Origin of the sequence: Cognatundibacterium oligocarboniphilum, from assembly GCF_013377855.1 — a bacterium.
GTDB classification, from domain to species: domain Bacteria; phylum Pseudomonadota; class Gammaproteobacteria; order Burkholderiales; family Burkholderiaceae_D; genus Undibacterium; species Undibacterium oligocarboniphilum.
Map to the genome: position 1 here is coordinate 48,516 of NZ_JABXYJ010000004.1, position 25,908 is coordinate 74,423.

23 protein-coding genes are annotated in these 25,908 nt (G+C 55.9%); 14 read left to right on the forward strand and 9 right to left on the reverse strand.

Annotated features, from left to right (window positions below; all coding sequences use genetic code 11):
• Window positions 1-84: 84 nt before the first annotated feature.
• From HV832_RS17475 to HV832_RS07560, 3 genes are all read left to right on the forward strand, one after another.
• Window positions 85-1,755 carry a methyl-accepting chemotaxis protein gene (locus tag HV832_RS17475; RefSeq protein WP_176802964.1) on the forward strand — a complete coding sequence of 557 codons (1,671 nt, stop codon included), beginning with the start codon at window positions 85-87 and terminating at the stop codon, window positions 1,753-1,755.
• Between the two features lie 49 nt (window positions 1,756-1,804).
• Window positions 1,805-2,653 (forward strand): HDOD domain-containing protein, encoded by an 849-nt coding sequence (locus tag HV832_RS07555; RefSeq protein WP_176802965.1) that lies wholly within the window; start codon window positions 1,805-1,807, stop codon window positions 2,651-2,653.
• A gap of 148 nt (window positions 2,654-2,801) precedes the next feature.
• Window positions 2,802-3,773: an MBL fold metallo-hydrolase gene (locus HV832_RS07560; protein ID WP_176802966.1), complete on the forward strand. Its 972-nt coding sequence runs from the start codon at window positions 2,802-2,804 to the stop codon at window positions 3,771-3,773.
• Between the two features lie 95 nt (window positions 3,774-3,868).
• On the opposite strand, the gene HV832_RS07565 is transcribed toward HV832_RS07560, so the two are convergent.
• Complete coding sequence (locus HV832_RS07565; protein WP_176802967.1) at window positions 3,869-4,081, reverse strand: SlyX family protein; 213 nt, start codon at window positions 4,079-4,081, stop codon at window positions 3,869-3,871.
• 125 nt (window positions 4,082-4,206) lie between these two features.
• Between HV832_RS07565 and HV832_RS07570 the strand changes: the two genes are divergently transcribed.
• Entirely contained in the window at window positions 4,207-5,676 is a 1,470-nt protein-coding gene (locus HV832_RS07570; protein WP_176802968.1) for a glycoside hydrolase family 18 protein, read from the forward strand.
• A 192-nt stretch (window positions 5,677-5,868) separates the two neighbouring features.
• On the opposite strand, the gene HV832_RS07575 is transcribed toward HV832_RS07570, so the two are convergent.
• A complete protein-coding gene (locus HV832_RS07575; protein ID WP_176802969.1) occupies window positions 5,869-6,186 on the reverse strand; it encodes a hypothetical protein in 318 nt (105 codons plus the stop codon).
• Window positions 6,187-6,487: 301 nt separating this feature from the next.
• Here HV832_RS07575 and HV832_RS17480 point away from each other — a divergent pair, with 301 nt between their 5' ends.
• Entirely contained in the window at window positions 6,488-8,218 is a 1,731-nt protein-coding gene (locus HV832_RS17480; protein WP_176802970.1) for a methyl-accepting chemotaxis protein, read from the forward strand.
• A 144-nt stretch (window positions 8,219-8,362) separates the two neighbouring features.
• Window positions 8,363-9,898 (forward strand): B12-binding domain-containing radical SAM protein, encoded by a 1,536-nt coding sequence (locus tag HV832_RS07585; RefSeq protein ID WP_176802971.1) that lies wholly within the window; start codon window positions 8,363-8,365, stop codon window positions 9,896-9,898.
• 1 nt (window position 9,899) lies between these two features.
• Here the strand turns inward: HV832_RS07585 and HV832_RS07590 are convergent, their stop codons facing one another.
• Both HV832_RS07590 and HV832_RS07595 read right to left on the reverse strand, forming a co-directional pair.
• A complete protein-coding gene (locus HV832_RS07590; RefSeq protein WP_176802972.1) occupies window positions 9,900-10,730 on the reverse strand; it encodes a substrate-binding periplasmic protein in 831 nt (276 codons plus the stop codon).
• A 57-nt stretch (window positions 10,731-10,787) separates the two neighbouring features.
• Window positions 10,788-11,102 (reverse strand): metal-sensitive transcriptional regulator, encoded by a 315-nt coding sequence (locus tag HV832_RS07595; protein ID WP_176802973.1) that lies wholly within the window; start codon window positions 11,100-11,102, stop codon window positions 10,788-10,790.
• A 324-nt stretch (window positions 11,103-11,426) separates the two neighbouring features.
• Here HV832_RS07595 and HV832_RS07600 point away from each other — a divergent pair, with 324 nt between their 5' ends.
• Window positions 11,427-14,396 carry a bifunctional diguanylate cyclase/phosphodiesterase gene (locus HV832_RS07600; protein WP_176802974.1) on the forward strand — a complete coding sequence of 990 codons (2,970 nt, stop codon included), beginning with the start codon at window positions 11,427-11,429 and terminating at the stop codon, window positions 14,394-14,396.
• On the opposite strand, the gene HV832_RS07605 is transcribed toward HV832_RS07600, so the two are convergent.
• Window positions 14,382-15,257 carry a Dyp-type peroxidase gene (locus HV832_RS07605; protein ID WP_176802975.1) on the reverse strand — a complete coding sequence of 292 codons (876 nt, stop codon included), beginning with the start codon at window positions 15,255-15,257 and terminating at the stop codon, window positions 14,382-14,384. The genes HV832_RS07600 and HV832_RS07605 overlap by 15 nt on opposite strands.
• A gap of 213 nt (window positions 15,258-15,470) precedes the next feature.
• Between HV832_RS07605 and alaC the strand changes: the two genes are divergently transcribed.
• Window positions 15,471-16,724, forward strand: a complete 1,254-nt coding sequence (gene alaC, locus HV832_RS07610) for an alanine transaminase (RefSeq protein ID WP_176802976.1) — start codon at window positions 15,471-15,473, stop codon at window positions 16,722-16,724.
• Window positions 16,725-16,840: 116 nt separating this feature from the next.
• Complete coding sequence (hisC, locus tag HV832_RS07615; protein ID WP_176802977.1) at window positions 16,841-17,920, forward strand: histidinol-phosphate transaminase; 1,080 nt, start codon at window positions 16,841-16,843, stop codon at window positions 17,918-17,920.
• Between the two features lie 84 nt (window positions 17,921-18,004).
• On the opposite strand, the gene HV832_RS07620 is transcribed toward hisC, so the two are convergent.
• Together HV832_RS07620 and HV832_RS07625 are read right to left on the reverse strand one after the other, a co-directional pair.
• Entirely contained in the window at window positions 18,005-18,499 is a 495-nt protein-coding gene (locus tag HV832_RS07620) for a hypothetical protein (RefSeq protein ID WP_176802978.1), read from the reverse strand.
• Between the two features lie 14 nt (window positions 18,500-18,513).
• Complete coding sequence (locus tag HV832_RS07625) at window positions 18,514-18,999, reverse strand: asparaginase domain-containing protein (protein WP_176802979.1); 486 nt, start codon at window positions 18,997-18,999, stop codon at window positions 18,514-18,516.
• A 118-nt stretch (window positions 19,000-19,117) separates the two neighbouring features.
• On the opposite strand from HV832_RS07625, the gene HV832_RS07630 reads away from it, so the two are divergent.
• Together HV832_RS07630 and sugE are read left to right on the forward strand one after the other, a co-directional pair.
• Window positions 19,118-19,894 carry an L-asparaginase gene (locus HV832_RS07630; protein WP_223827192.1) on the forward strand — a complete coding sequence of 259 codons (777 nt, stop codon included), beginning with the start codon at window positions 19,118-19,120 and terminating at the stop codon, window positions 19,892-19,894.
• Window positions 19,895-20,256: 362 nt separating this feature from the next.
• Window positions 20,257-20,577 (forward strand): quaternary ammonium compound efflux SMR transporter SugE, encoded by a 321-nt coding sequence (sugE, locus tag HV832_RS07635; protein WP_176802980.1) that lies wholly within the window; start codon window positions 20,257-20,259, stop codon window positions 20,575-20,577.
• A 424-nt stretch (window positions 20,578-21,001) separates the two neighbouring features.
• Here the strand turns inward: sugE and HV832_RS07640 are convergent, their stop codons facing one another.
• A complete protein-coding gene (locus HV832_RS07640; RefSeq protein WP_218131988.1) occupies window positions 21,002-21,499 on the reverse strand; it encodes a hypothetical protein in 498 nt (165 codons plus the stop codon).
• Between the two features lie 126 nt (window positions 21,500-21,625).
• On the opposite strand from HV832_RS07640, the gene HV832_RS17485 reads away from it, so the two are divergent.
• A complete protein-coding gene (locus HV832_RS17485; protein ID WP_280525083.1) occupies window positions 21,626-21,757 on the forward strand; it encodes a hypothetical protein in 132 nt (43 codons plus the stop codon).
• An 82-nt stretch (window positions 21,758-21,839) separates the two neighbouring features.
• Here HV832_RS17485 and HV832_RS07645 read toward each other — a convergent pair whose 3' ends face one another.
• Window positions 21,840-22,808, reverse strand: coding sequence for a D-2-hydroxyacid dehydrogenase family protein (locus HV832_RS07645; protein WP_176802981.1), 969 nt, complete (start codon window positions 22,806-22,808; stop codon window positions 21,840-21,842).
• Between the two features lie 346 nt (window positions 22,809-23,154).
• Between HV832_RS07645 and HV832_RS07650 the strand changes: the two genes are divergently transcribed.
• Entirely contained in the window at window positions 23,155-25,005 is a 1,851-nt protein-coding gene (locus HV832_RS07650; protein WP_176802982.1) for a phosphoenolpyruvate carboxykinase (GTP), read from the forward strand.
• Window positions 25,006-25,201: 196 nt separating this feature from the next.
• Window positions 25,202-25,861 carry a substrate-binding periplasmic protein gene (locus tag HV832_RS07655; RefSeq protein ID WP_176802983.1) on the forward strand — a complete coding sequence of 220 codons (660 nt, stop codon included), beginning with the start codon at window positions 25,202-25,204 and terminating at the stop codon, window positions 25,859-25,861.
• Window positions 25,862-25,908 lie beyond the last annotated feature (47 nt).

Below are 25,908 nucleotides of genomic sequence, written 5' to 3' on the forward strand. Positions count from 1 at the left end.
TTTTGTACTTCATACTTGGATTCTGTTTTGTGTTAATTAATTTAAATTCATCGATTTATATTCATTGATTTTCAGGGAGCCAGTATGAATCTTCGTCAGCTGCGTATCGGAACACGCCTGTCCGTTGGCTTCGGCATCATCCTGCTGTCTCTGATGACGATGATCATCGTTGGCAGTATGCTAAGCGCCAGTAACCGTCAGCAGATGGTCGCCGGTATTGATGCTTCCCATCAGAAAACAACGCTGGCGGTCAGCATGAAAGTCAGCATCCTGGAAGGTGCGCTGGCAGTGCGTAATATCGGCCTGCAAACCGATCTGGGCGAAATCGACAAGCAAAAACAGCTGGTCAAAAAACAGCACGACAGCTTTGTTGCCGCACGCGACAAACTGGTGAAACTGGGGCTGACGGCGGATGAAAAGAAAGTGCTCGACAGTGTTTCTGACATCGACAGCCAGACCGATGCGCCGACCAAGGAAGCCTTCAAAATGCTGCTATCGTTTAACGGCGAGGAAGCCGTCAAACTGATCGCAACCCAGATCGATCCGTTGCAGCAGAAAGCACTGCAAGAGATCAACAAACTGATTGCCCAGCAGGACGCCGCCTCGGTGACTGTTTCACAGAATGCAGAAAGTGCTGCCAGCAAACTGGTGTTCTCGCTCGGTGCGGCCGGATTGCTGATTCTGATTGCCGGCATCGCATTTTCCGTTTATCTGACCCGCAGCATCACCACGCCGCTCAAAGGCGCGCTGGAGATTGCCAAGCAAGTCGCCGCCGGCGAGCTGTTTCACCATGATGCAGCGGAAGGCGAGGATGAAATCAGCGAATTGCTGGATGCCTTAAAAGACATGAATGACAATCTGTACCGGATCGTCAGCGAGGTGCGGCAGGGCACGGATGCCATCGCTACGGCTTCCGGTGAAATCTCGACCGGCAATGCCGATCTGTCATCCCGCACCGAACATCAGGCCGGTGCACTGGAAGAAACCGCCAGCTCGATGGAACAGATCACCGCTACCGTCCGCCACAATGCCGATAATGCCCGCCAGGCAAATGGTCTGGTAACATCCGCTTCCGGTTTCGCCATCAAGGGCGGAGAGGAAGTCGGCAAAGTTGTCGACACCATGAATTCCATTAAGGAAAGTTCGCGTAAAATAGTCGACATCATCAGTGTGATCGATGGTATTGCCTTTCAGACCAATATTCTGGCATTGAACGCTGCGGTGGAAGCCGCACGTGCCGGTGAACAGGGCAGGGGATTTGCGGTCGTTGCTTCAGAAGTCAGGAATCTGGCGCAGCGCAGCGCCAGCGCCGCCAAGGAGATTAAAACCCTCATCGGCGACTCGGTGGAAAAAGTGGAGGCGGGCGACAAGCTGGTTGAAGCCGCCGGAAAAACCATGCATGAGATTGTCAATTCCGTGCGGCATGTGGCCGATATCATGAGTGAAATCACCGCAGCCGGTCAGGAGCAAAGCGCCGGTATCGAAGAGGTGAACCGTGCCATCACACAAATGGATGAAATGACCCAGCAAAATGCAGCCCTGGTGGAACAGGCTGCCGCTGCCGCGGAAAGCCTGGAAGAACAGGCCGCCAATCTGGCGCAAACGGTGTCGGCATTTAAGCTGGCAAACGATCTGCAGCATCAGCGTCCGGCATACCATGCCGGTCCGGCGGGAACCGGTGCCCATAGCTCGGCATCCATACTGTCCGGTGCGGCAGGAAAAATAGTCAAAGCAATAGGAATGAAAAAAGAATAACCGCGATCCGACTGGCAGCGCCAGCAGAAAAAGGTTATTGCTGTCAGTTATGAATAAGTTGGAAGCATTACAAAATATCGTCAGACAGGCAGATGCCGGTGATCTGATTTTCCCCACCAATGTGCGCGCAACCCTGAAAATTCAGGAAGCGCTGGATGCGCCGGATTGCGGCATTGAATCGGCGGCCCGGCTGTTATTACAGGAGCCGCTGATCACCACCCGAATCATTGCGATTGCCAACTCCGTCGCCTACAGCCGGTTTGGCGGCGGCATCACCCATATCCGCACCGCGATCACCATCCTCGGTTTCAGCACGCTGCGTTCCGTTGTCGCCGCGATCATCATGCGGCAGCTGATGCAAGCCGTCACCACACCGGCAATCGTAGCGAAGATGGAAGCCTTGTGGGAACACTCCGCGCACGTTGCGGCGATGACACATCTGCTGGCACGCAAGGTCAGCAAAATCGATCCGGAAACGGCGCTGTTTGCCGGGATCGTGCATGAAGTCGGCTGTTTCTATCTGCTGTCGCGGGCAGAGGAATTTCCCTCCCTGCTCGAACCGCATCGACCGGCATCTGACAATCCGCTGGAAGAACCACTGGAAATCGTGATCGGGCGCGCAGTCCTGCATAAGCTGATGGTACCGAAACAGGTCGTCAGTGCGATTGAAACGCTGTGGTACGGTATGCAGATGATTCCACCGGAAAACCTCGGCGACACGCTGTTGCTGGCTAACAGTCTGACCATTCCGGCCTCGCCGCTTGATCTGCGCAGCACTGCCGAGATCACAGAAACTGCCGGAAAACTTGATTTCCCCCTGGAAACGGACAGCCTGCGCCAGTTGCTCAACGAATCAGGCGACGAGTTGCAATCGCTGGCGAACGCGCTGATTCATTGAATCCGGCGCCTCGTTTCCGGAACGCCATAGCGACAACGGCGCGTTCCGCCCTGCTCAGCAGGTTTCCGATTTCTTAGGCATAATCAGTGCCTCTGCTTCACCCGTTTCTGCATTCATTGCCCCATCACTGATCTCAAAGGAACAACTCATGAAAGCATCATCACTGATTACTGCCATTACTGCCGCTGTGCTGACTCTGTCGGCAGGTATCGCTATGTCTCCGTCCGCTGCCCTTGCCGCCGCACCACAGGTCAAGAGCACGGCTCCCGGCTTTTACCGCACCATGCTGGGCGACTTTGAAATTACTGCCTTGTCTGATGGCACCGTGCAGCTGCCGGTCGATCAGCTGCTCAATGCCGACCCCAAAAAAACTGGACAGGCGCTGGCGAAATGGCATCAGCACAGTCCGCTGGAGACTTCGGTAAACGGTTACCTGATCAATACCGGCAGCAAACTGGTGCTGATCGACACCGGTGCGGGCGCACTGTTCGGGCCGACACTGGGCAGGTTGGCGGCCAATCTGAAAGCGGCAGGTTATCAGCCTGAGCAGGTCGATGAAATTTACATCACCCACATGCATGCAGACCATGTCGGCGGCCTGATGAGCGGTGAAGCAATGACCTTCCCGCATGCCATCGTCCGTGCAGACCAGCACGATGCCGATTTCTGGCTGAGCCAGGCCAATATGGACAAGGCACCGGAAGACAAAAAAGGCTTTTTCCAGGGCGCGATGGCTTCGCTGAACCCCTATGTCAAAGCAGGCCAGTTCAAAGCCTTTGAGGGTGAAACCGAATTACAGCCGGGCATCCGCGCTATCCCGGCACATGGCCATACTGCCGGTCACAGCATTTATCGGATTGAAAGCAAAGGGCAGGTTCTGATGCTGTGGGGTGATCTGATGCACGTCGCTGCCGTTCAATTTGAAAATCCGGCAATCACCATCAAGTTTGATTCGGATACCAAAGCCGCCGCCGCCGAACGCAAAAAAGCGTATGCCAGCGCAGCGCAACAAGCCTATCTGGTCGGTGCGGCCCACCTGTCGTTCCCTGGGTTGGGCTATCTGCGCAAAGACGGCAAGGGTTACACCTTCACTCCGCTGAACTACGCACCGCAGCCCTGATCCGCGCGGTCAGCCACAGGTAATCAGCACAAAACAGAAAAGGGCGGCCGGTAACAGCCGCCCTTTTTTATCTTCCCATGCTTTCGCCGGCGCTCTCAGTAGTGCGGCGGTTTTTCATCGATCACGGTATTTTTCTGTGCCGCCATCACCGCCAGTTCTTTCAGGCGTCCCGCCAACGCCACGCACAGGGCTTCGAGTTCATCGATTTTCTTTTGCTGGCGGTAGACCTGGGTATTGAGCGTGTCCACCAGGTCATCCTGACGCGACAACCGCAGCTCCAGATCAATTAAACGTTCTTCGGTATTCATTGCATATCCATTCACGGCATTTATTTACTGTATCGGCTCATGCCGCAGTATGCCATACCAGTTCACGGCAACGCTGCTGCTGGTCTGCGCCCGGTCAGGGAGCAGGCAGGGCAGTGGTATCTGCAATGGTGCCGGCAGATGAAAAACCTGTTGACCAGCGTCGCCATAAGCCGCATTCTCCGGTCATGTATCTACGCCTCCTTCACGCCAGCCTGCTGACGCTGGCCGCGGTCCTTCTGCCCGACGCCGGCGCGGCTGCCAGACCAGTCGTCATCGGTTATTACCATCTGGATACGGCCGATATCAATCAGTATCGCAGCGGCCGTGTCGCCTTTCCGGTCTCGCGCATCACGCCGGAGCAGGCGCGCATGCTGACGCATATTAATTTTTCTTTCATCGCACTGGATCAGCAAGGCCGTTGCAGCTTTCCGGAAGGTAGCGATAGCGCGCAAGCGGCCGGGGTGCTGCAGGCATTGCGTCAGCTCAAACGTTTTAACTCCGGACTGCGCATCCTGTTTTCTGTCGGTGGCTGGAGCGCTACCAATGACGACAGCCCGGGCGTCGCCCGTTATCGCCAGGCCGCTGCCACGGCGACTGCCCGCAGGCAGACTGTCGCCTCCTGCATCGCGCTGATGCAGAAACACGGGCTGGATGGCATCGATATCGACTGGGAATATCCGCGTGCAGACGATGCAGACAATTTTGTCGCGCTGTTGCAGGAATTCCGTCAGCAACTCGACCAGCTGACACCGGATGCCACCCGCCGCCGCTACCAGCTCACGATAGCTGCCGCCGGGGGGGCATTCAACATGGCGCGAACCTATACTAGTCTGCCCGCGATCGCAGCTCAAGTGGATTACATCAATCTGATGACCTATGATCTGAACGGTCCCTGGGAAAAGAAAACCGGCCACAATGCGCACCTGTTCGGTGATCCGGCGGAAGCCCTGTTCGACAACCCTCTGCGCGCTGTACAGCGTGCACCGGCAGAGAAAACAGAAATTATGGCAACATCGTTCCCGTCACCGTTTGCGCTGACAGTGGATGCCGCCGTACAGCAATACCTGCAAGCCGGCGTGCCGCCCGGAAAACTGGTGCTGGGCGTGCCTTTTTACGGACGCGCCTATTTTGACGTGGCGACTGAGCAGCATGGCCTGCACCAGCCTTTCAATACACCGGCCGGCGATGATTACCACGGCGAGGTGCAACTGCTGCCGGGCTGCACATCCTGTCTCCGTCTACAAGACCCGCGCCTGCCGGCGTATGCCGATATCCGGAACATGCGGGCTGCAGATATGGGTTATGAGCGCTATTTTTCAGAAGACAGTAAAGTTCCCTGGCTTTACCATCCGCAGCGACACATTTTCGTGAGCTACGAAGATGCAGAATCGCTACGCTATAAAGTCGCCTATCTGCGGCACTATCGACTGGCTGGCGTCATGTTCTGGCACTTGGGGCAGGATGATTCGCAGGCGACCTTGCTGCGCACGCTGCATCAGGCCCTGCATCAGCCGCCGCTGCCAGCGGATAAACTGTTTTCCGGCCATGGCCTACGCTATCTGCCGCGGCCTGTCGCAGGCAGGCAAAACCCATGACGGCAGACAGTCGTCATGGCACCAGCCACACCAGATCAGATCACATCTGATGCCGCCATCAACGGCGAAACCGGATTCTCAAAGCAAAATACACGCAACCTCAGTACAGCAGTCTCTCAGGGGGAAGGCATAGCACTTTGCTTTGACAACACAGCCTGCAGCGAAGTCATGCTTGTCAGTCATCAACACAACTCAGATAGCAGACTGGCGAGCGGCGGCGTCTGCCACACTTTTTTGCGCAAATTCCTGTTCCTGATCCATGGCCAGTTTCTGTTCTGAAGTCAGTTTTCTGGCGCTGATGACGACCGTCTGAATGCCGGATTCTGCGGCGTCGTAAGCCAGTTTCTGGTCGGATGTCATCCGCGCTGCGGTGATCGTCACGGTCTGCATCGCAGCGCTGGCGGTGTTGCCCGTGGCGACGCCGGACACGCTGAATGCCGAGCCGAGCGCGCAGGCAGCGGCAACAACCGCAGTCATGATCACAACGCGTGTTTTGAATATAGCAGTCATTTCATTTCTCCTTCAGTGGTGAGTGGATGGTGTCACTGTAGAACACCCCTCATCCGACCGCGAGCGCGATGCGACGAACTGCAGAAAAGCGGGAATAGAAGCACAAATCGGCGTCTTTACCATCATGGCATCCGGTCTTTACCAATGTTAACTTTTGTCAGTTTTACTCAACGAAACATTTTTTCGGTAAATTCACTTTTAAAATCCTATTGTGTAGAAAATAGTATCATCATGCATCCGTTTTCGTGTCTGTCCATCGCCCCTTCATTACCGATTGCTTTTTCAAAAAAGGAACACCACCATGACCATCGCCAGACGGTTGTATCTGCTGATTTTCGTATCGTTTCTCGGCCTGTTCATCACCGCCGGTATTGGCGTGTATCAGATGAACAAGGTCTACACGATCACGAATTACACCAACGTGAATGTTGTGCCGAGCATCACTGAATTGCAGCAATTGAACGGCTATGCCCTCGAAACCCGCTCCAAGATGTGGCAATACTTCATCGCCGATAATGCGGAGAAAAGAGACCGCGTGCTTCAGGCCATGCGATCCAGCGAAGCAAAGCTGCAGGAATCGCTGAACCGCTATGAAAAAAACGATCTCAGCGACGACAAAGATGCGGCCCTGCTGAAAGAAGTCCGCCGGACATACGGCGAATTTGCGGCGCTACGCAGCAAAGCCATCGCGATGATGGATGATGGACGGGCTGCATCCGAAGCGGGCGACTTTGTTATGGCTAACCAGGCAACCGTCGATAATTTTCTGAATGCGATGAAAGCCCACAACGCGTATAAGACGGAAATCGGGCAACGCGCTTCTCAAAATGCGGAGGAGACGCTGAACAGCTCGTATATTTTTGCGCTTGTCTTCACCCTGATCGCCGTTGCCGGCATCAGCTTCATGGGCATCCTGATTATCCGCAATATCGTCGCATCGCTGACCTATGCCGTGGAAGTGGCTGAAACCGTCGCGCGCGGTGACCTGACCAGCACTATCAGTGTGCAATCTGACGACGAAGCCGGTAAGGTATTGCATGCGCTGAGAGACATGAACAACAGTCTGCTCAATATCGTCTCACAGGTGCGCAGCAGCACCGACTATATCACGTCGGCATCGACGGAGATCGCCACCGGAAATATGGATCTGTCGGCACGTACCGAGCAGCAGGCTGGTTCGCTGGAAGAAACCGCCTCCTCCATGGAAGAGCTGACCAGCACCGTGCGCCAGAATGCGGACAATGCCCGTCAGGCCAATCAGCTGGCGGTATCGGCGTCCGAAGTGGCGGTCAAGGGCGGCTCGGTGGTGTCGGATGTGGTGGATACGATGAACGGCATCAATGATTCTTCCAAGAAAATTGTCGATATCATCAGCGTGATTGATGGCATCGCCTTCCAGACCAATATTCTGGCATTGAATGCAGCGGTGGAAGCAGCGCGCGCCGGTGAACAGGGTCGTGGTTTTGCAGTGGTGGCGGCAGAAGTACGCAATCTGGCGCAGCGCAGCGCCAGCGCCGCCAAGGAAATCAAAACCCTGATCGATGATTCTGTCGAAAAAACCGAGCGCGGCACACGTCTGGTGAATGAAGCCGGTGTCACCATCAGCGAGGTGGTCAACAGTGTGCGACGCGTGACGGATGTAGTCAGTGAAATTACCGCTGCCAGCCAGGAGCAGTCCGCCGGCATCGACCAGATCAATCTGGCAATCACGCACATGGATGAAGCCACGCAACAAAATGCCGCACTGGTAGAGCAAGCGGCAGCAGCGGCGGCATCAATGCAGGATCAGGCCAATACGCTGTCCCAGGTGGTCAGCGTCTTCAAAATCAATCAGCATCAGGCTGCTACACCAGCACCGCGCGTAACGCCAGCACCAGCCGTCACTGCTGCCAGAGCGGCGACTCCGGCTGCGCAGCGCGCCTTGCCGCACAAGACGGCGACGGTGCAAAAATCAGCGAAAACTGAAAAGACCGCATCGACCAGAAAAGCCATGCCCACCTCCGATGCCGGGGGCGACTGGGAAGAGTTTTAAACGTATTTTCCTATTCTGACATTGCCGGACAAGTACCGGAGCATGCGTCCTCCCATCCGGCTGCGGCGCTGCCCGCAGTGATGGAAAGGGCGGCAGCGCGGCATCAGCGTACAATAGCGGATTGATTGCTGTTTCTGTTGCGCCATGACTATCCTGCTGACCACCCTGAACGCCCGCTATGCCCATGCCTCGCTGGGTTTGCGCTATCTGCTCGCTAACATGGACGAGCTGGCGGCGCAGACGCAGCTGCATGAATTCGTGATCGGGGCGCGCAGCACTGATATCGTTGAAAAAATCCTGAGTTATCAGCTTCCCGGTGAATCGCTGATTGTCGGTTTCGGCGTGTATATCTGGAATGTGACCGAGATCACGCAGGTCGTTGCCGTGCTCAAACGGGTGGCTCCCGAAGTGGTGATTGTGCTGGGCGGCCCGGAAGTGTCGCATGAAACCGGCGATCAGGAAATTATCCGCCTCGCCGACTACGTGATTACCGGCTGGGGCGACGTCACGTTTCCGGCGCTGTGCCGCCAGATATTGCAGGGCCCCAAACCACTGATGAAAATCCATGCCGGCCAGCAGCCGCCGATGAACGAGATCCGCCTGCCGTACCACCTGTACACTGATCAGGATATCCGTCACCGTACGCTGTATGTGGAAGCATCACGCGGCTGTCCTTTCAAATGTGAATTCTGCCTGTCGGCGCTGGATAAAACCGCCTGGCCGTTCGACATCGACCAGTTTCTGGCTGAGATGGAAAGCCTGTATCAGCGCGGGGCGCGGCTGTTCAAATTCGTTGACCGCACGTTTAATCTGAACGTCAAGACCAGCCTCAAAATCATGCAGTTTTTCCTGGATAAGCTCGCTGCCGCACCGCACGATCCGGTGTTTGCGCACTTTGAGGTCGTGCCCGATCATCTGCCGGATGCGCTGAAAGATTCAATCCGGCAGTTTCCGGAAGGGGCGCTGCAGTTTGAAATCGGCATCCAGAGTTTCAATCCTGACGTGCAGAGCCTGATCAGCCGCAAGCAGAATAACGACAAAGCCGCCGACAATATCCGCTGGCTGACCACGCAGTCGCATGCGCATCTGCATGTCGATCTGATTGCCGGACTGCCCGGAGAAACCATTGCCAGCTTTGCTGACGGGTTTAACCAGCTGGTGGCGCTCGGCCCGCATGAAATCCAGTTCGGCATTTTAAAACGTCTGCGCGGCACGCCGATTATCCGCCATACCGAAGCCTATGCACTGGCATTTGACCCCCAGCCACCGTACACGATCCTGGCGAACCGGGACATCTCTTTTGCCGACATGCAAAGACTGGTGCGATTTGCCCGTTACTGGGACATGATTGCGAATTCGGGCCGATTTGCGCACACCCTGCCGGTGATTCTGCACGATGCGCCGTTTGAAAATTTCATGGAATTGTCAGACTGGATTTATGCCAATACCGACGCCACGCACCGCATTGCACTTGACCGGCTGGCAGGGCTGGTGGCGACCTGGCTGCAGGAACAACGCGGCATGCCGCAGGCCAGCGCCGTGATGCTGATCAGCAGCGATTATGCCGGCAACGCCAAGCATATTCAGGGCGGCGAAAAATCAAGGTCAACCGGACAGACTCAGGAGCCGGCCGTAGCGCGCGCCACACCGCAACGCCAGAGTCGCCATCTGGCGGCCTGAGTCACTTGCGGCCTGCATTCATGATGCGGGCAATGTCGCCGTTTTTCTTTCCGGAACGGATCACGCCGTTGAGCTTGCGTATCCAGAGATCGTAACGGCCGGGTGTGGCGGCAAAACACAGTTCATCCACCAGCAGCGGTTTCGGCAAAACCGTGAAGTCCGGTTGATTACCGTCAGCACGCACCATGTCACGCGCAGTGACCTGATGCAAATAGGCCGCCACCTCGTCTGCCCGCTCATGAAAATCCCCGAACAGCATGGCATCCATGCGGCGGTTCATCAGCTTTTTCAGGCGGGGAATATCGGAACTGACGTCTTCTTCAACGTTGAATTTCACCTGCCGCTGCGCCTCGAATGCATCGCCATAACTGGAACCGCGGGTGATGCCGATGGTTTTTCCCTGCAGATCCGCCACACTGTCAAACGGAAACACCGCATCGCTGCGCACCACCAGCCACACATAATTGGCATAGAAAACGTCGGAAAATGCCAGATCAGACAGGAGCTTTCCCTTACTCAGTCCAAACGCCAGACCTTCGCCCTGACGCACATTATCAATCAGACGGGGATAGGTGTAACGGCGGATATCGAAACGGATTTGCAGACGCCGTTCAACATAGTCCAGTAAATGCCGCACTTCGGGACGCAAAGGCTGCATGTCGCCGGATTCGTTGCGGTTTTCCCGGATCAGCAGTACCAGTGTGGCCGGCTCGGTCGCTGCGGCCTGTACCGGAGACATCATCAGTAGCCAGGACAGGAGCAGGCAGCCGCAAGTGCGCACGCTGCGCCGCCTGAACCATTCAACACTCCTGCTGCCCATTATTGATGCCATGCTATTTCCTCTGCATATCACTTCATCATAATGCACAGCGGGGAAATAAAATTTCTTTCAGGCAAATTTTTCCAATAAGGTGGCAAGACGCTGACTACTGATCAGCATTTCTTCTCTGGTTGTCGCCTGTCCGGCATGAGTCGTTACGGAATCCGTCAGCAAGGTCACAAAGGAGCGATCGAGCGCTTTGCGGGCCGCAGACATCTGCTGCGCAATGCCTTCGCAATCGGCAGGGTCGTCGGCCTTGGCGATCAGCTTCTGCACGCCGCGCAACTGACCTTCGATACGCGCCAGACGATGTAATAAATCTTTTTTCTGGGCATCGCTCAGTGCCTTGCCAGAGATGATTTTTAATGGGGGAGTATCGGACATATTGCTCTTTCTGCTGTGATGAAATAAGGGGTTCTGTGCTACCAAAAGACATACTCTGCCCAGTATATATCTCACATTCAAGAAGGGTGCAAAATATCACTTCGCCTCTTGTGCGACGGCACGACAGACTTACCCGGTACAGATCCGCTCAGGCAAAGAAATTTCCGTCAAAAAATATTTATTTCCAAGAAGAATTTCACTATGGAAATTTTATTGCCGGATTCGGCCACGATTCACAATTTAACGTCGCTAAACAACGTGCAAATGCCATTTGTCTGCAGCTTATGCCGCATAATAAAGTCTGTCTGATTCTGTTTTTCTGCCATGCCGAATTCGCTGCAAGCGCACCTCCCCGTTTTGTCATCCGCCAAACCCAGGTTTTCTCTGGTGTTGCTGGTCATGCTGTTGTATTTTCTGGCGAGCAAAATGACGTTTGCGGTGTCTCACAGTTACCCGAATGTCAGCCTGATCTGGCTGCCGTCCGGCATTGCCACGGCAGCATTGTTCCGGTTTGGCCGTCCGATGATGGCGGTGATTTTTGTTGCCGGCCTGCTCATGGAACTGAGCTGGAGCCTGAAGCTCCACGTCGCCGTACCGCTGGCGCTGGGCAATCTGCTCGGTCCGCTGCTGGCAAGCTGGATCATGCGCCGGCAGCGCTTCAATCCGCGCTTTGCCCGGCGACGCGATGTCGTCGGCTTTACCGCTGCCGCCATGCTGGGCGCGGCCTTGTCCTCGTCCGCCGGCATACTGACCGTGATGGCGCTTGGGCGACAACCCGTCTCCGGCAGCTCCTGGTTCAGCTGGTGGGCGGGCGATGCGGTGGGCACATTGCTGATCGCTCCCATGCTGCTGAGCCTGTCTGCGCATTTTCCGACCGCATTACAGAGACGAACCAAGGAACTCCTGACTTTCCTCGTGGTGCTGTGCAGCGTGCACTGGTTTGTGTTCCTGTCGCCTTACAATCACCTGAACATGATTTTTATCGTAGTCGGCACGCTGATCTGGGCAGCAATCCGCTTTGACCTGACACTGGTCAGCAGCTCCACCCTGGCTTCGGCATTATTTGCCGCCTGGGCCGCCTCTCAGCATCAGGGGCCGTTTTCAGATGACGACTCTGCCAGTTTGTTTACCCTGTGGGCTTATGCCACGACGATTGCGCTGATTACGCTGCTGATTGCGTCCCTGCAATCGGAAAACCGCGCTGCACGCAAGCAGATCCATGATGCTTACCAGCGCATTCACAAAGTGGCTTCGCGGCTGCCCGGACTGGTCATGCAATACCGGGTCCGGGATCAACATACCTCCAGCGTACCGTTTGCCAGTGACACCATCCGGCAAATGTTTGAAGTCGCCGCCGACGAGGTCAGAGAAAATGCACGCCCCCTGTTTCAACGGATCGACCGGCGCGACTTCGAAACCGGTAAGCGCCGCCTGTACGAAGCCGCCGCTCAGTTATCTGCCTGGCAAACCGAATTCCGCCTGCACCGCCGCGATGGCAGCATACGCTGGCTGTATATCGATGCGCTGCCAGAACCGGAGCCCGATGGTGCGATGCTGTGGCACTGTTTCGTCACCGATATCACCGACCGCAAGCAGGCCGATACCGAGCTGAGGATTGCAGCCTGTACCTTTGAATCGCAGGAAGGTATTTTCGTCACGGATCCCAACTGGCGGATTTTGAAAGTCAACCAGACCTTCACCCGCCTGACCGGTTACGAAGCAACCGAGCTGACCGGTTGTCACCCGCCAATATTGCGCAACCGGGAGCAGCACGAAGGATTTTTCCAGGAAATTGTTGACGCCCTGCATCAGCATCATTTCTGGCACGGAGAATTATGGAGCTCCAGAAAAAACGGTGATATTTATCCCCAGATGATCACCCTGACTGCCATCATGGACGATAATGGCGAGGTCAGCAATTACATCGGCTCATTCACCGATATCAGCCAGCACAAAGGTTATGAAGCCGAAATCCGCAATCTGGCTTTTTACGATTCCCTGACGCAGCTTCCGAATCGCCGGTTGCTGATGGACCGGCTGGCGCATCTGATTTCCATCCACCAGCGCAACAGCAGCCACAGCGCGATTTTCTTTATCGATCTCGACAACTTCAAAGCCCTCAACGATACACGCGGCCATGATGCCGGCGATCTGTTGCTGGTTGAAACGGCAAAACGGCTGTGCGAATGTGTGCGGGATAGCGACACCGTGGCACGGCTGGGCGGCGACGAATTCGTGGTGGTGCTGGAAGAACTCAGCGACAGCAAGGAAGAAGCCCTGCAACAGGCCGGCAAAGTCGCAGAAAAAGTGCGTCAGGTGTTAAGTGAGCCATATCAGATCACCGATTTTGAACATCATGGTTCCAGCAGTATCGGCGTCTGCCTGTTTCAGGGCGGCGACATTACCGTCAAAGACCTGTTCAAGCGCGCCGATACCGCCATGTATGAAGCCAAAACCGCCGGCAGGAACGCGGTACGCTTTTTTGATCCGGCAATGCAGGCCATCCTGGTGGTGCGCATGCTGATGGAATCGAACCTGCGCGCGGCGCTGGCCAACAACCAGTTCCAGCTGCATTATCAGGTACAGGTCAATGCCGATGGCAAGCTGATTGGCGCAGAAGCCCTGCTGCGCTGGAAACATTCTGACCGCGGCTTTATTTCACCCGCCGATTTCATTCCTGTTGCCGAGGAAACCGGGCTGATCCTGCCGATCGGAAAATGGGTGCTGGAAACTGCCTGCGTCCAGCTCAAAAAATGGGAGGCCGACCCGGATACGGCCGATCTGACACTGGCGGTGAATGTCAGCGCCAAACAATTCCAACAGCATGATTTTGTCGATACGCTGTGCGACATGGTCAGCCGGCATCAGATTAATCCGACCCGGCTGAAACTGGAGCTGACAGAAAGCACGATTCTGGATAATGTCGATGCGACGACAGAAAAAATGCATCTGCTCAGAAAGATCGGCATTGCCTTTTCGATGGACGATTTCGGCACTGGCTACTCCTCGCTGGCCTACCTGCAACGGCTGCCACTGAATCAGCTGAAAATCGACCAGTCGTTTGTGCGTGACCTGAGTGAAGATGAAAATAACGCCACTATCGTCAGAGCGATTATCTCGCTGGGCGTGAATCTGGGACTGAACGTGATTGCCGAGGGCGTGGAAACCAAGGCGCAGCGCGCCTTCCTGATTGCGCATAACTGCTACGCCTTTCAAGGCTACCTGTTTTCCAGACCCTTGCCGCAGGAAGGCTTTCTGGCCATGATCAAAGAGCCGCCATCAAACGATGCCTAAGGCGCTCCAGTCCACCTTATCATCCCGTACCGGCGGGCACCAGAAATAACTGGTGGTCAGCGGCAAGGTAAAACGGAACAGGGCATCGGTGATGCCGTCTTCCGCACCGGACATGCGCCGCAGCTGCGCTTCAAACGCGGCGAACGAGGCGGCAAACGCCACGAACACCAAGCCGGCCTGCTGCCCGTCCGCCCAGGGCATGGAACGGCGCAGCATAAATGCTTCCGGCTCAAAATCTTCCTGCGCGGTACGTTTCACATGCGCCGATGTGGGAGCATCTTCCAGTTCTTCATTGTCCGACGCACGCCGCCCTATCATCTGATCGCGCTCGTCCTGCGAGATGGCGTCCAATTTGTCGAAACGGTGTTCCCATTGCTGAACTGCGGCAAAGCTGCCGCCGTCTGCCGTCAGCGCCACCTGCAGCGCTTCCTCGCCCTGCGGATTTTCAGTGCCGTCTTCATAACCGCTGAGATCGCGTCCGTCCTGATAGCGGAAAGCGCAGATTGCCTGCCGCAAAACGAAGGCCGGTGCCAGCATCTGCTGCACATGGCGCTGCACGTGCACCAGCGCCCCGCGCTCGCTGTCGCGGCACCACAGCCATAATGCCGCCGGTGTCGCGGGCAGATGCATTGTCGCTCCCGGAATTTCCGTAAAATCGTACAGACCGGGAATCGCCGCGCCGAACAAGGCAGCCAGTTGCGCACCGATACCGGCCACCACCCGCTCGCCGTCTGCCAGTGACTGCAGTGCGCGTAACGCCGCCTCTGCGGCAGAACGGTCTGCCTGCGGCGAGAGCTCAAAACTCAGATAAACCGCCTGCGCCGGAATCGCCTGCAAAATCCCTTTCTGATACGCCTTCATTTCCTTCCTCCATCATTGCCGAAACCGGATCACTGTCCAGACCATAGTGTAATGCGGCGCAGCCCACCCTGCACAGAGCCTGACAAAAGGCTTGTGATCTCATCGCGTTCGTGATTACAATGAATCCGGCTGCAGGTTTTCACAAGAAGCCTTGTCACCACGTCGCTCGGACGGTTCCGGGCGTTACGTCACCCTACAATTTACTTTTCTGTCATGACTACTACACTAACTCCGCCGGGCCGGGGTTCAGCAGGTGAGGGCGTTGCTTCGTCCGGACCGCAGTTCTCCTTTTCCCGCATCAATCGTCTGCCTCCCTACGTTTTCAATATCACCGCCGAGCTGAAGATGGCGGCGCGCCGTCGCGGCGAAGATATCATCGACATGTCGATGGGCAATCCCGATGGCGCCACCCCGAAACATATCGTCGACAAGCTGGTGGAAGTCGCCCAGCGCCCAGACACGCATGGCTACTCGGCATCGAAAGGCATACCGCGCCTGCGCCGTGCCATTGCACGCTGGTATAAAGATCGTTACGAAGTCGAACTCAACCCTGATTCTGAAGCGATCGTCACCATCGGCTCCAAGGAAGGTCTGGCGCATCTGATGCTGGCGACGCTCGACAAAGGCGACACCGTGCTGGTGCCGAACCCCAGCTATCCGATCCATATCTACGGTGCGGTGATTGCCGGTGCCGATATCCGCTCGATACGCATGAGCCCCGGCGTCGATTTTTTCGCCGAACTCGAAAGAGCGATACGCGAAACCTATCCGAAACCGAAGATGATGATTTTCGGTTTTCCATCCAACCCGACCGCGCAATGCGTGGAACTGGATTTTTTTGAGCGCGTGGTGAAGCTGGCCAAAGAACACAACATTCTGGTGGTGCATGATCTGGCGTATGCCGACATCGTGTATGACGGCTGGAAAGCGCCATCAATCATGCAGGTGGAAGGCGCGCGCGATGTGGCGGTGGAATTTTTTACCATGTCGAAGAGCTATAACATGGCGGGCTGGCGCATCGGCTTCATGGTCGGCAACAAAGAGCTGGTTGCCGCACTGGCACGCATCAAGAGCTATCATGATTACGGCAGTTTTACGCCGGTGCAGGTGGCGGCGATTGCCGCGCTGGAAGGCGACCAGAGTTGCGTGCATCAGATCCGCGATACCTATCAGGCGCGACGCGATGTGCTGGTGAAGGGTTTGCACGATATCGGCTGGATGGTTGAAAAACCGAAAGCCTCAATGTATATCTGGGCTGAAATTCCGGAACACTACCGCCATCTCGGTTCGCTGGAATTCGCGAAACAGGTGCTGGAAAAGGCCAGGCTGTGTGTGTCGCCCGGTATCGGTTTCGGCGAATACGGCGATGCTTATGTACGCTTTGCACTGATCGAAAATGAAGCGCGCATCCGTCAGGCTTTGCGCGGCTTGAAGCAGATGTTCAAGGAGGACGGTCTGATCAGCTGAACCGGGATACCGCTTCCCGCGACGCTGGCAACACGTTCCTGAACATTTACCATGCGGTCAGCACAAGAACGTTTTTGTGCTGACCTTTTTTCTGATTTTTTGTTTATCACCCTATCATGAGCCAATACTGGAGCAGCCTTGTTCACACCCTGACCCCTTATGTGCCGGGCGAACAGCCGAAGCTGCAGCAACTCATCAAACTCAATACCAACGAAAATCCGTATCCGCCGTCGCCGCAAGTACTGGCGGCCATTACCGGGGCAGCGTCTGCTGATCTGCGACTGTATCCCGATCCCGGTTCGGACCGGCTGCGCGAAACGATCGCTGCGTATTACAGTCGCGAAAGCGACAGCAGTATCACACCGCAGCAGGTGTTTGTCGGCAACAGTTCCGACGAAGTGCTGGCGCATACATTTCAGGCGCTGCTCAAGCATGCGCTGCCTTTGCTGTTTCCGGACATTACCTACAGTTTTTATCCGGTGTATTGCGGCCTGTATGGCATCACTTACCGCAGCGTGGCGCTGGATGCCGACTTCCGGATTCAGACTGCGGATTATGCGCAGCCGAATGGCGGCATTATTTTTCCAAATCCGAATGCCCCGACCGGCTGTCTGCTGGGTCTGGAACAGATCGCCGCGCTGCTGGAAAGCAACCGGGATTCGGTAGTAGTAATCGATGAAGCGTATATCGATTTCGGCGGCGCATCGGCGATCCGGCTCGTGAACCGGTACCCGAATCTGCTGGTGGTGCAGACCCTGTCCAAATCCCGTTCGCTGGCCGGTTTGCGGGTCGGGCTGGCTGTTGGTCATCCCGATCTGATTGAAGCACTGAACCGCATCAAAAACAGCTTTAACTCTTACCCGCTCGACCGGGTGGCGGTGGCGGGCGCGATGGCTGCGTTTGAGGATCAGGCCTATTTTGAACAGATCTGCCGCGCAGTGATTGCTACCCGCGACCGGCTCACGCAAGGTTTGCAGCAGCTGGGATTTTTCGTGTTGCCGTCAGCGGCCAATTTTGTGTTTGCCCGCCATCCGCAGCACGATGCGGCAACACTGGCGCAGCGGCTGCGGGAACAGCATATCATCGTGCGCCATTTCCGCTTGCCGCGGATTGAACAATTTTTGCGCATTTCTGTCGGTACCGATGCGGAATGCGATGCGCTGCTGACGACACTCGCGCAGTTAGCCGGACAATAAAAAACAGCGGTCTTCGCCGCTGTTGTCTGTTTGCCTGACCGGCGCTGCCGGTTTGTTTTACAGGGTCGGCGTGCCGTGCGGAGATTATTCCGGCCAGACTGACAGCACGAGTTCTTCGATATTGTCAGGATGACTGATTTTCTTGCGGGCATCGGCCCAGTCTGACGGTTCCGGTCTGGCCTTACGGGTCTGCACCGGGGTGTCGACCGCCATTTTCATGGCAAATACGACGATGCCGGATTTGACCTCAAACGGCGGCAGTTTCTGCACGATGTCGTCGATCTGGCCCGCATAGTATTCATGCAGCGCCGGGCTCATGTCGAGCCAGGAAGCGGTCGCGCCATCGGAACGGATGGCGATCACCAGATAACCGGAAGTGGCCGGGATTTTCGCTTTTTTGAGTGTCTGGTAAATCTTCGACTGCAGCGTCCGTGAATAACGCCCCAGATTATCCGCCGTCACGCCTTTCTGTTGCAGCACCGGGTCGGGCTGGAAAAAATAAAACGCGTCAAACCGCACTTCTGCGGCCGGCGCCCAGGCCGACAGGGACAGTAACAGCGCAGCCAGCAGCAGTCTCATGATGTTTCCTTTTTTTATTTATGCACAAACACACCGGCGGCGCGATTTTTCTGCACGTCGTTCCACGGAAAAACCTTGCCGTTCATCGCCACATGCACGCCGGGTGGCAGCAATTGGGCGGCGGCACAGGCAAAGCCAAGATTGAAAAACGCGTCGGAATTGGCGATTTCATACGGAATCATGGCGCCGGTGAAAACGATGGTTTTATCCAGTCCTGCCGCGCCCAGCACTTCGGCAGTTTCACGCATGGTGTCGGTGCCGTGGATGATGACGATGGCTTTTTCAGTCGCCTGGCTGCAGGCCTGCAGAACCGTCTGACGGTGACTGTCGTCCATGTCGAGCGAATCCATCAGCATGCAGATATCCAGCGCAACCGGCACCGTCAGCCGCGCGCGCTGCAGCACCTCGGGCAGATGGCTGTCGGTAAAACTGAGTTTGCCGTTGATTTCATCGTAGTGTTTGTCAAACGTACCGCCGGTGGCGAGAATGCGCAGTGTCATGGTGAGTTTATTCGTAGAGGTGAAGGGAATCGGATGCCGCCATTGTAACGCGCCGGGGCAGGTGCTGAAAACTGCTACACTGACGCGCCTTCCCCCTGTTTGCTGGATGATTCCTGCTATGAAACCGATTGCTCCCGGCACTGTTATTTTTCACCGGCACCGCGGCTATGGCGTGCTGACGGCTGTGAATCTGCTCACGGGCTGGGTCGGTGCGCGCTTCGGGGATGAAAAACGCAGCATCGATCTGAATTTGTCGGCCGATGAAGTCCGGCATGCAGACGGCGAACCCATCCTGTTCCGGCGCGCGCCGCCGGAATGTATGCCGCATGCGCGCCTGATGGCGATGGTGCGCGAGCTGCACGCTGCGGGCTATCAACGGCTGTATCTGTACAGCTGGCCCAAACCGTCCGGCCTGCACTGGCGCTGGCAACTGTTCTCCGGCCAGCGCCACTGGATGCAGCGGCCACTGCGCGAGGGCTGGTATGGCTCGGGGGCCGATTATATTTTCAATCCCGTCATGGGCTGGGGCGATGCGCCCGGTGCAGACACCGCCGGACTGATCGCGGCGCTGGCGCAATACGACCCCGCCGGACTGGCCCAGGCGCTGGGCAGGGACGAAGATCACACGCGCTGGTTTGCCGGCGTTTGCGACGCGCTGCTGCCCGACTACGCCTACAGTCTCGGCGCCGATACCCCGGAGCAACCGCTGCCGCTGGATTTGCCGGTGATGGCGGTGCACCCGCGCCTGCCGCCTTATGCGAGATCTGCACTGACGTATCCGCCGGGCTGGGAACAGACCTGGAGCCCGGACAGCATCGCCCGCCGCCATCAACAGCGCACCGTGGTACGGCATGATGTGATTCCGTCCGGCTGGAGTCTGCCGCTGGAGTGGTAAGACCGACCAGCCTGTTCCGGATTTTTTCAAATCAATCCTGTCTCCACAGATACTCCCCCCACTTTTTTCCAAAATCAGTCTGATATCAAGATTTAACAAGATCATTTTTATATACTCCCATTGAGTATATTTTTCCCCTGATAGTCATTCGCGTAAAAAGCGGGCACCGCAACATCTGCCATTGTCCTGCCCACTGTCGCCGCACGGCATGAAACCGGACAAAATCCGCTACAATCCCGCTTCCACCACATGTCGCGCATTGCCCGTCTCAGGACAAACGCGGCACGCACCCGGGGACGACCCCGGCGCATCTCGTCATTCGCAGGGACGACCCTGCAGCCATCACCTTTCGGAATCCCATCATGAACTGGATCACTCTGCTTACCGCCGGTCTGTTTGAAATCGTCTGGGCCATCGGCCTGAAATACACCGACAGCTTTTCCCGTTTCTGGCCCAGCGCCTTGACACTGGCTGCTATGGCAGTGAGTGTGGGCTTACTCGGAATCGCCATGAAAGGCCTGCCGGTCGGCACCGCCTATGCGGTCTGGGTCGGCGTTGGCGCAGTTGGCACCGCGATCATGGGCATCATCCTGTTCGGCGAACCCGCCAGCCCGGCGCGCCTGCTCAGCCTCGCCCTGATCGTCTGCGGCATCATCGGCCTGAAACTTGCCACGCCTGCCTGAGTTTGCCACCAGCAATGCGCCTGTGCATCCAACAAGCGTGCGTAAATCAGCCGCTAAAATACAGGTGAACCAATGGAATTCTGCATACTCCTCCTGTTTTTAAGAAAAACCCTAAAATCCCGTCATAAATATTGGGCTTGTAAACATACCCAGGGGAGTATATTTTTGGTGTTTTGAGATCGTGTGACGCGGTGGATTCGATCACTAACAGCAAATGGACAATGCCAGACTCAGGCTGATGTGATGATTGTTGAAGAAAGCGTGGGGATTTGGGGTTCAACTCCGAACTAACCAGCACCCAGCATGTGCCGCGAAGCGGCAAGCTCTTTGCTGGGTGTCTGGGTTGAGTGACAAGTTAGGCAGGTGGCAAAGGCTCGATTGGTTGCGTCGTTAATGCGTTGCTCTGTGTTCGTTTTTTATTTTTTTAAAGCTTAGTACGCCACGTTTCTAAAACCAATTTCACCGCAGGCAAAAGAGGCTTTGTGGTTCCATCGTTAAGTGTGACGAAAACTTCAGCTGCTTCTGCGAAGCCACCTTCGCCAAACGACGCATGAAAAAGACCGAGTGTCGTGGTGACCCGATCGGAGGTTGGCACTTCGCGCACAGGTTTACTAGGGCTCTTTGGAACAAAAAGTTTCGCGTGCTTTGCTGCGTCCGCGATGTCTTGAATGAATTGGAAGCCAGGACATATTTCGAGCATTTCATTGCGAACAGCATCTAGGCGCTGGTTCATCGTTGAGCGATCCGTGGGAGGTTGGCCTTCCTGTGCTAAGTGATCTGCCATGTGATTAAGCACAATGGCTGCAAGCAATCCACGCCGCAGATCATGCGGAGATTGCGCGAACTCGGCCACAGTTGGTTCGACCATTAGGGTGAGAAAGTCTTTGGCACTTGACGGCATGGATTTTTCGAGGCCTAACATGATTTAATTTTCATTTTGCAACATTAACCGTCAATGATCAAACTGTCAACATGTTGCAATCCCCTTGAAAACCGCATGAATATTGACTGCATTTGTTTATACCGATATTTTATACAGTACAAATAAATGAACAAAAACATCATCCCTCAAAAACCACGCTTGCTGGATCAGGTGCACGAACGTTTGCGTTATCAGCATGACAGCTTTTCGACTGAAAAAGTGTACGTGTGCTGGATACGTTTCTTCCTTCGCTGGTGAAAACTCACACGTTCTGCCACCACATCGCACACTGCCAGTCATTGTGCATATATCTAACCTTATCCACAGCACATCTTCACCCCTACAATAAATTAGTCGGCATACCCTTCGCGAAATTCACGACATTCTGAAATGCCACCGAGAAATACAACTCGTAGCTGTCTTTTTCGACATAGCCCAGGTGCGGCGTCGCCAGCACGTTTTCTCTTCGCAGCAGCGGATGCTGCAAGGGCAGCGGTTCGCTTTCAAACACGTCCAGCGCGGCAAAACCGGGGCGGCCGGCGTCCAGCGCCTGTTCCAGCGCACCGGGCTCCACCAGCTCGGCACGGCTGGTGTTGACGAACAGCGCATCCGGCTGCATCTGCGCCAGATCGGCACGGGTCACGATGCCGCGCGTGGCGTCATTCAGTCGCAGATGCAGCGACAGCACGTCGCAACTGGCAAAAAAGTCTTGTTTCGATGAGGCTACCTGATAGCCGTCTTGCAGCGCCTGATCGAGACTGGCTTCGCTGCCCCAGACCACCACGTGCATGCCGAAAGCGCGACCGTAACCCGCCACCAGCCGCCCGATGCGGCCATAGCCCCAGATACCGAGCCGCCGGTTGCTGAGTACGCGTCCCAACTGATTCTGTGCGGCATGCACCGAAGCCGTCTGCCACAGTCCCTGCTGCAGCAGCGACGTATAATTCACCAGCCGCCGCATGGAAGCCATGATCAGCGTCCAGGTCAGCTCGGCCGGCGCAGTCGGGTCGCCGATGCCCTCGGTGACCGCAATGCCGCGCTCTCTGGCCGTCTCCAGATCAATATGCCCCGCCACTTTGCCGGTCTGGGAAATCAGCTTCAGATTTGGCAGACGCAGCAGCAAAGCCCGCGGCAGGCGGGTGCGCTCGCGGATCAGCACCAGCGCATCAAACGGCGCCAGCCGAATCGCCAGCTGACCCACGCCGACGGCGCTGTTATGAAACACTTTCACTTCGTGCTCGCTCAATAACTCAAAGCAGCCGAGCTGCCGCACCACATCCTGATAGTCATCCAGGATTGCAATCTTCATGGCGGGATTCCTTTGCGTGGAAAGAACAGATGAAACTGTTTCACTTTCATATTTTATATAATTATGATAACGAATCTGATGCAAAATTCGCCCGAAACAGCGCGGGCGTGTACAATTGTCAGTCCGTAGCTTTTTGATTCTTCCGCCCGCTCACCTGGCAGGCGCTAGCTGGAGTCGGGATCATCGTCCTGATTTCCTATTATCCGACAGAACCGCCGCTAGGGTATCCGCTTTGCTGGAGCCGGGAAATGCGTTCCCCCCGCGCTCGCAGGCCAGCCTTTCAACGACGATCCTGCCGTGCCGCTACACCGGAATTTTTTATTGAAATGGCATTGGAGGTAGTATCGTGAATCAACCTATCATGCAAGGCGTGGCTGCAATCAACGCACCCGCTCACGTGAAACATCAGAAACTGATCAACTGGGTCGCTGAAATGGCGGCACTGACCAAGCCCGACACCATTTACTGGTGCGATGGCAGTCAGGAAGAATACGACCGCCTGTGCGCCCAGATGGTCGCTGCCGGCACCATGAAAAAGCTGAACCAGGCGAAGCGTCCGAACAGCTATCTGGCCTGCTCCGACCCGACAGACGTTGCCCGCGTCGAAGACCGCACCTATATCTGTTCCGAGAAAAAAGAAGACGCCGGCCCGACCAATAACTGGATGGCACCGGCAGAAATGCGCGCCACGCTGAACCCGCTGTTCGACGGCTGCATGCAAGGCCGCACGATGTATGTGGTGCCGTTCTCGATGGGTCCGCTCGGCTCACCGATTGCGCATATCGGCGTGGAATTGTCTGACTCTCCGTATGTGGCAGTCAACATGCGCATCATGACGCGCATGGGCAAAGCCGTATTTGACGTGCTGGGGACGGACGGTGATTTCGTCCCTTGCGTCCATACTGTCGGCGCACCGCTGGCAGCCGGTCAGCAAGACGTGGCATGGCCGTGCAATGCCACGAAATACATTGTGCATTATCCTGAAACCCGCGAAATCTGGTCGTTTGGTTCCGGCTACGGCGGCAATGCGTTGCTGGGCAAAAAATGCTTCGCGCTGCGTATCGCTTCGACCATGGGCCGCGATCAGGGCTGGCTGGCAGAACACATGCTGATTCTGGGCGTGGAATCACCTGAAGGTAAAAAACATTATGTTGCAGCGGCGTTCCCGTCGGCGTGCGGCAAAACAAATTTTGCAATGCTGATTCCAGCGATCAAAGGTTGGAAAGTCACCACGATCGGTGACGATATCGCGTGGATCAAACCGGGCAAAGATGGCCGCCTGTATGCGATCAATCCGGAAGCCGGTTATTTCGGTGTGGCACCGGGCACCAATACGGCAACCAATTCGAATTGCATGGCATCGCTGACAGCGAATACGATATTCACCAACGTCGCACTGACCGACGATGGTGATGTCTGGTGGGAAGGCATGACGAAGGAAGCGCCGGCCCATCTGATCGACTGGCAGGGTAAAGACTGGACCCCGGCCATCGCCAAGGAAACCGGCGCGAAAGCGGCGCATCCGAATGCCCGCTTCACCGTCGCCGCCACACAAAATCCGGTGATCGATGCAGCCTGGGATGATCCGGCTGGTGTACCGATTTCTGCGTTTATTTTCGGTGGCCGCCGTTCCACCACCGTACCGCTGGTGACGGAAGCACGTAACTGGATCGAAGGCGTCTACATGGCCGCGACCATGGGTTCCGAAACCACTGCCGCCGCCGCTGGTCAGCAGGGCGTGGTGCGTCGCGATCCGTTTGCGATGCTGCCGTTCATGGGTTACAACATGAGCGACTATTTCCAGCACTGGCTGGACATGGGTAAGAAAATCGACGCTGCTGGCGCAAAACAGCCTGCCATTTTCTGCGTCAACTGGTTCCGTACCGATGCGAATGGCAAGTTCGTCTGGCCTGGTTTTGGCGACAATATGCGCGTACTGAAGTGGATGCTGGATCGTATCGAAGGTAATGCCAACGGCGTGGAAAACGTGTTTGGCGTCACACCGACCTTTGACGACCTGAACTGGGATGGCCTCCAGTTCACGCAAGAACAGTTCAATACCATCACGTCGATCGATAAGACGGCATGGGAAGCAGAGCTGAAACTGCATACCGAGCTGTTCGAGAAACTGGCCTACCATCTGCCGGCAGAACTCGAAGCGACCCGCGTGGCGCTGGAAAAACGTCTGGCAGCATAAGCGGCGGTCTGATCCACGAAAAAGCGCGAAATCTTTCGCGCTTTTTTTATGGTTTGCTACACTCTGCCTGTTACGGATAAGAAACAGGTCCACGATGCATCTCCGTCTTCCTCTCTGCCGCCCGCAACACTTGCTATGCCGTCTGTGATTCTGGTTGTGCTGCGCGGCCAGCAGCTCTGTTCATGCGATGACCCCGTTGCAAATTATCATCCTGGACGACACACGCCCCAGCTCTGTTGCTGCCAGAGAAGTATTACAGCAGGCTTATCAGCGCCTGAAGATACCGGTGCAATTCATCGAGGTTCCGGCGAAACGGGGTATCGGTCTGTTGCAGGCAGGAAGCGCGGATGGCGTGACTTTCCGTCTGACGCTGGAACCCGACTACGATATGCTGCCGGTGAAAGTGCCGGTGACCAGTGAAGAACTGATGGTTTATACCAGCGGAAAAAATTTTGAAGTGCATGGTTTTGCCAGCCTGCAGCCTTATCTGACCGGTTATGTCAACGGTGTGCTGATCATTGCCGAGCACACCGGTAATCTGCGCACAGACACCGCCCCGTCGATTGATTCGCTGTTCCGCAAATTAGCCGCCGGACGGACAGATATCGCTCTGGAATCGCGCCAGAGCTTATGCCATGTCATCCGCCTCGGCTTAACGCAGATTGTGATGCTGGAACCATCGCTGATGCAGCGTCCTGGTTTTCATGTACTGCACAAAAAATACCAGACATTGATTCCGAAACTGGAAGTCGTGTTATCGCAAATGGAAAAACAGGGAGAAATCCGCAAAATCAACGAAGCAGCTATCCAGTCTTATCTGTCGCACTGCCATCAGGGGTTGCAAGCCCGAAGCTGATTTTTTTCCGACGCCGGATGCTACGGTACGCCGATAGCGGACTCAGC

What these genes read in the sequence shown, in the direction of transcription:
- HV832_RS07600 (WP_176802974.1), top strand. Translation starts at nt 11,427, where the DNA reads ATGCCGAATTCGCTGCAAGCGCACCTCCCCGTTTTGTCATCCGCCAAA.
- HV832_RS07625 (WP_176802979.1), bottom strand. Translation starts at nt 18,999, where the DNA reads ATGACACTGCGCATTCTCGCCACCGGCGGTACGTTTGACAAACACTAC.
- HV832_RS07645 (WP_176802981.1), bottom strand. Translation starts at nt 22,808, where the DNA reads ATGAAGATTGCAATCCTGGATGACTATCAGGATGTGGTGCGGCAGCTC.
- alaC (WP_176802976.1), top strand. Translation starts at nt 15,471, where the DNA reads ATGACTACTACACTAACTCCGCCGGGCCGGGGTTCAGCAGGTGAGGGC.
- HV832_RS07590 (WP_176802972.1), bottom strand. Translation starts at nt 10,730, where the DNA reads ATGGCATCAATAATGGGCAGCAGGAGTGTTGAATGGTTCAGGCGGCGC.
- HV832_RS07555 (WP_176802965.1), top strand. Translation starts at nt 1,805, where the DNA reads ATGAATAAGTTGGAAGCATTACAAAATATCGTCAGACAGGCAGATGCC.
- HV832_RS17475 (WP_176802964.1), top strand. Translation starts at nt 85, where the DNA reads ATGAATCTTCGTCAGCTGCGTATCGGAACACGCCTGTCCGTTGGCTTC.
- HV832_RS17485 (WP_280525083.1), top strand. Translation starts at nt 21,626, where the DNA reads ATGAACAAAAACATCATCCCTCAAAAACCACGCTTGCTGGATCAGGTG.
- sugE (WP_176802980.1), top strand. Translation starts at nt 20,257, where the DNA reads ATGAACTGGATCACTCTGCTTACCGCCGGTCTGTTTGAAATCGTCTGG.
- HV832_RS07585 (WP_176802971.1), top strand. Translation starts at nt 8,363, where the DNA reads ATGACTATCCTGCTGACCACCCTGAACGCCCGCTATGCCCATGCCTCG.
- HV832_RS07620 (WP_176802978.1), bottom strand. Translation starts at nt 18,499, where the DNA reads ATGAGACTGCTGCTGGCTGCGCTGTTACTGTCCCTGTCGGCCTGGGCG.
- hisC (WP_176802977.1), top strand. Translation starts at nt 16,841, where the DNA reads ATGAGCCAATACTGGAGCAGCCTTGTTCACACCCTGACCCCTTATGTG.
- HV832_RS07575 (WP_176802969.1), bottom strand. Translation starts at nt 6,186, where the DNA reads ATGACTGCTATATTCAAAACACGCGTTGTGATCATGACTGCGGTTGTT.
- HV832_RS07560 (WP_176802966.1), top strand. Translation starts at nt 2,802, where the DNA reads ATGAAAGCATCATCACTGATTACTGCCATTACTGCCGCTGTGCTGACT.
- HV832_RS07630 (WP_223827192.1), top strand. Translation starts at nt 19,118, where the DNA reads ATGAAACCGATTGCTCCCGGCACTGTTATTTTTCACCGGCACCGCGGC.
- HV832_RS07595 (WP_176802973.1), bottom strand. Translation starts at nt 11,102, where the DNA reads ATGTCCGATACTCCCCCATTAAAAATCATCTCTGGCAAGGCACTGAGC.
- HV832_RS07605 (WP_176802975.1), bottom strand. Translation starts at nt 15,257, where the DNA reads ATGAAGGCGTATCAGAAAGGGATTTTGCAGGCGATTCCGGCGCAGGCG.
- HV832_RS07640 (WP_218131988.1), bottom strand. Translation starts at nt 21,499, where the DNA reads ATGTTAGGCCTCGAAAAATCCATGCCGTCAAGTGCCAAAGACTTTCTC.
- HV832_RS17480 (WP_176802970.1), top strand. Translation starts at nt 6,488, where the DNA reads ATGACCATCGCCAGACGGTTGTATCTGCTGATTTTCGTATCGTTTCTC.
- HV832_RS07565 (WP_176802967.1), bottom strand. Translation starts at nt 4,081, where the DNA reads ATGAATACCGAAGAACGTTTAATTGATCTGGAGCTGCGGTTGTCGCGT.
- HV832_RS07570 (WP_176802968.1), top strand. Translation starts at nt 4,207, where the DNA reads ATGGTGCCGGCAGATGAAAAACCTGTTGACCAGCGTCGCCATAAGCCG.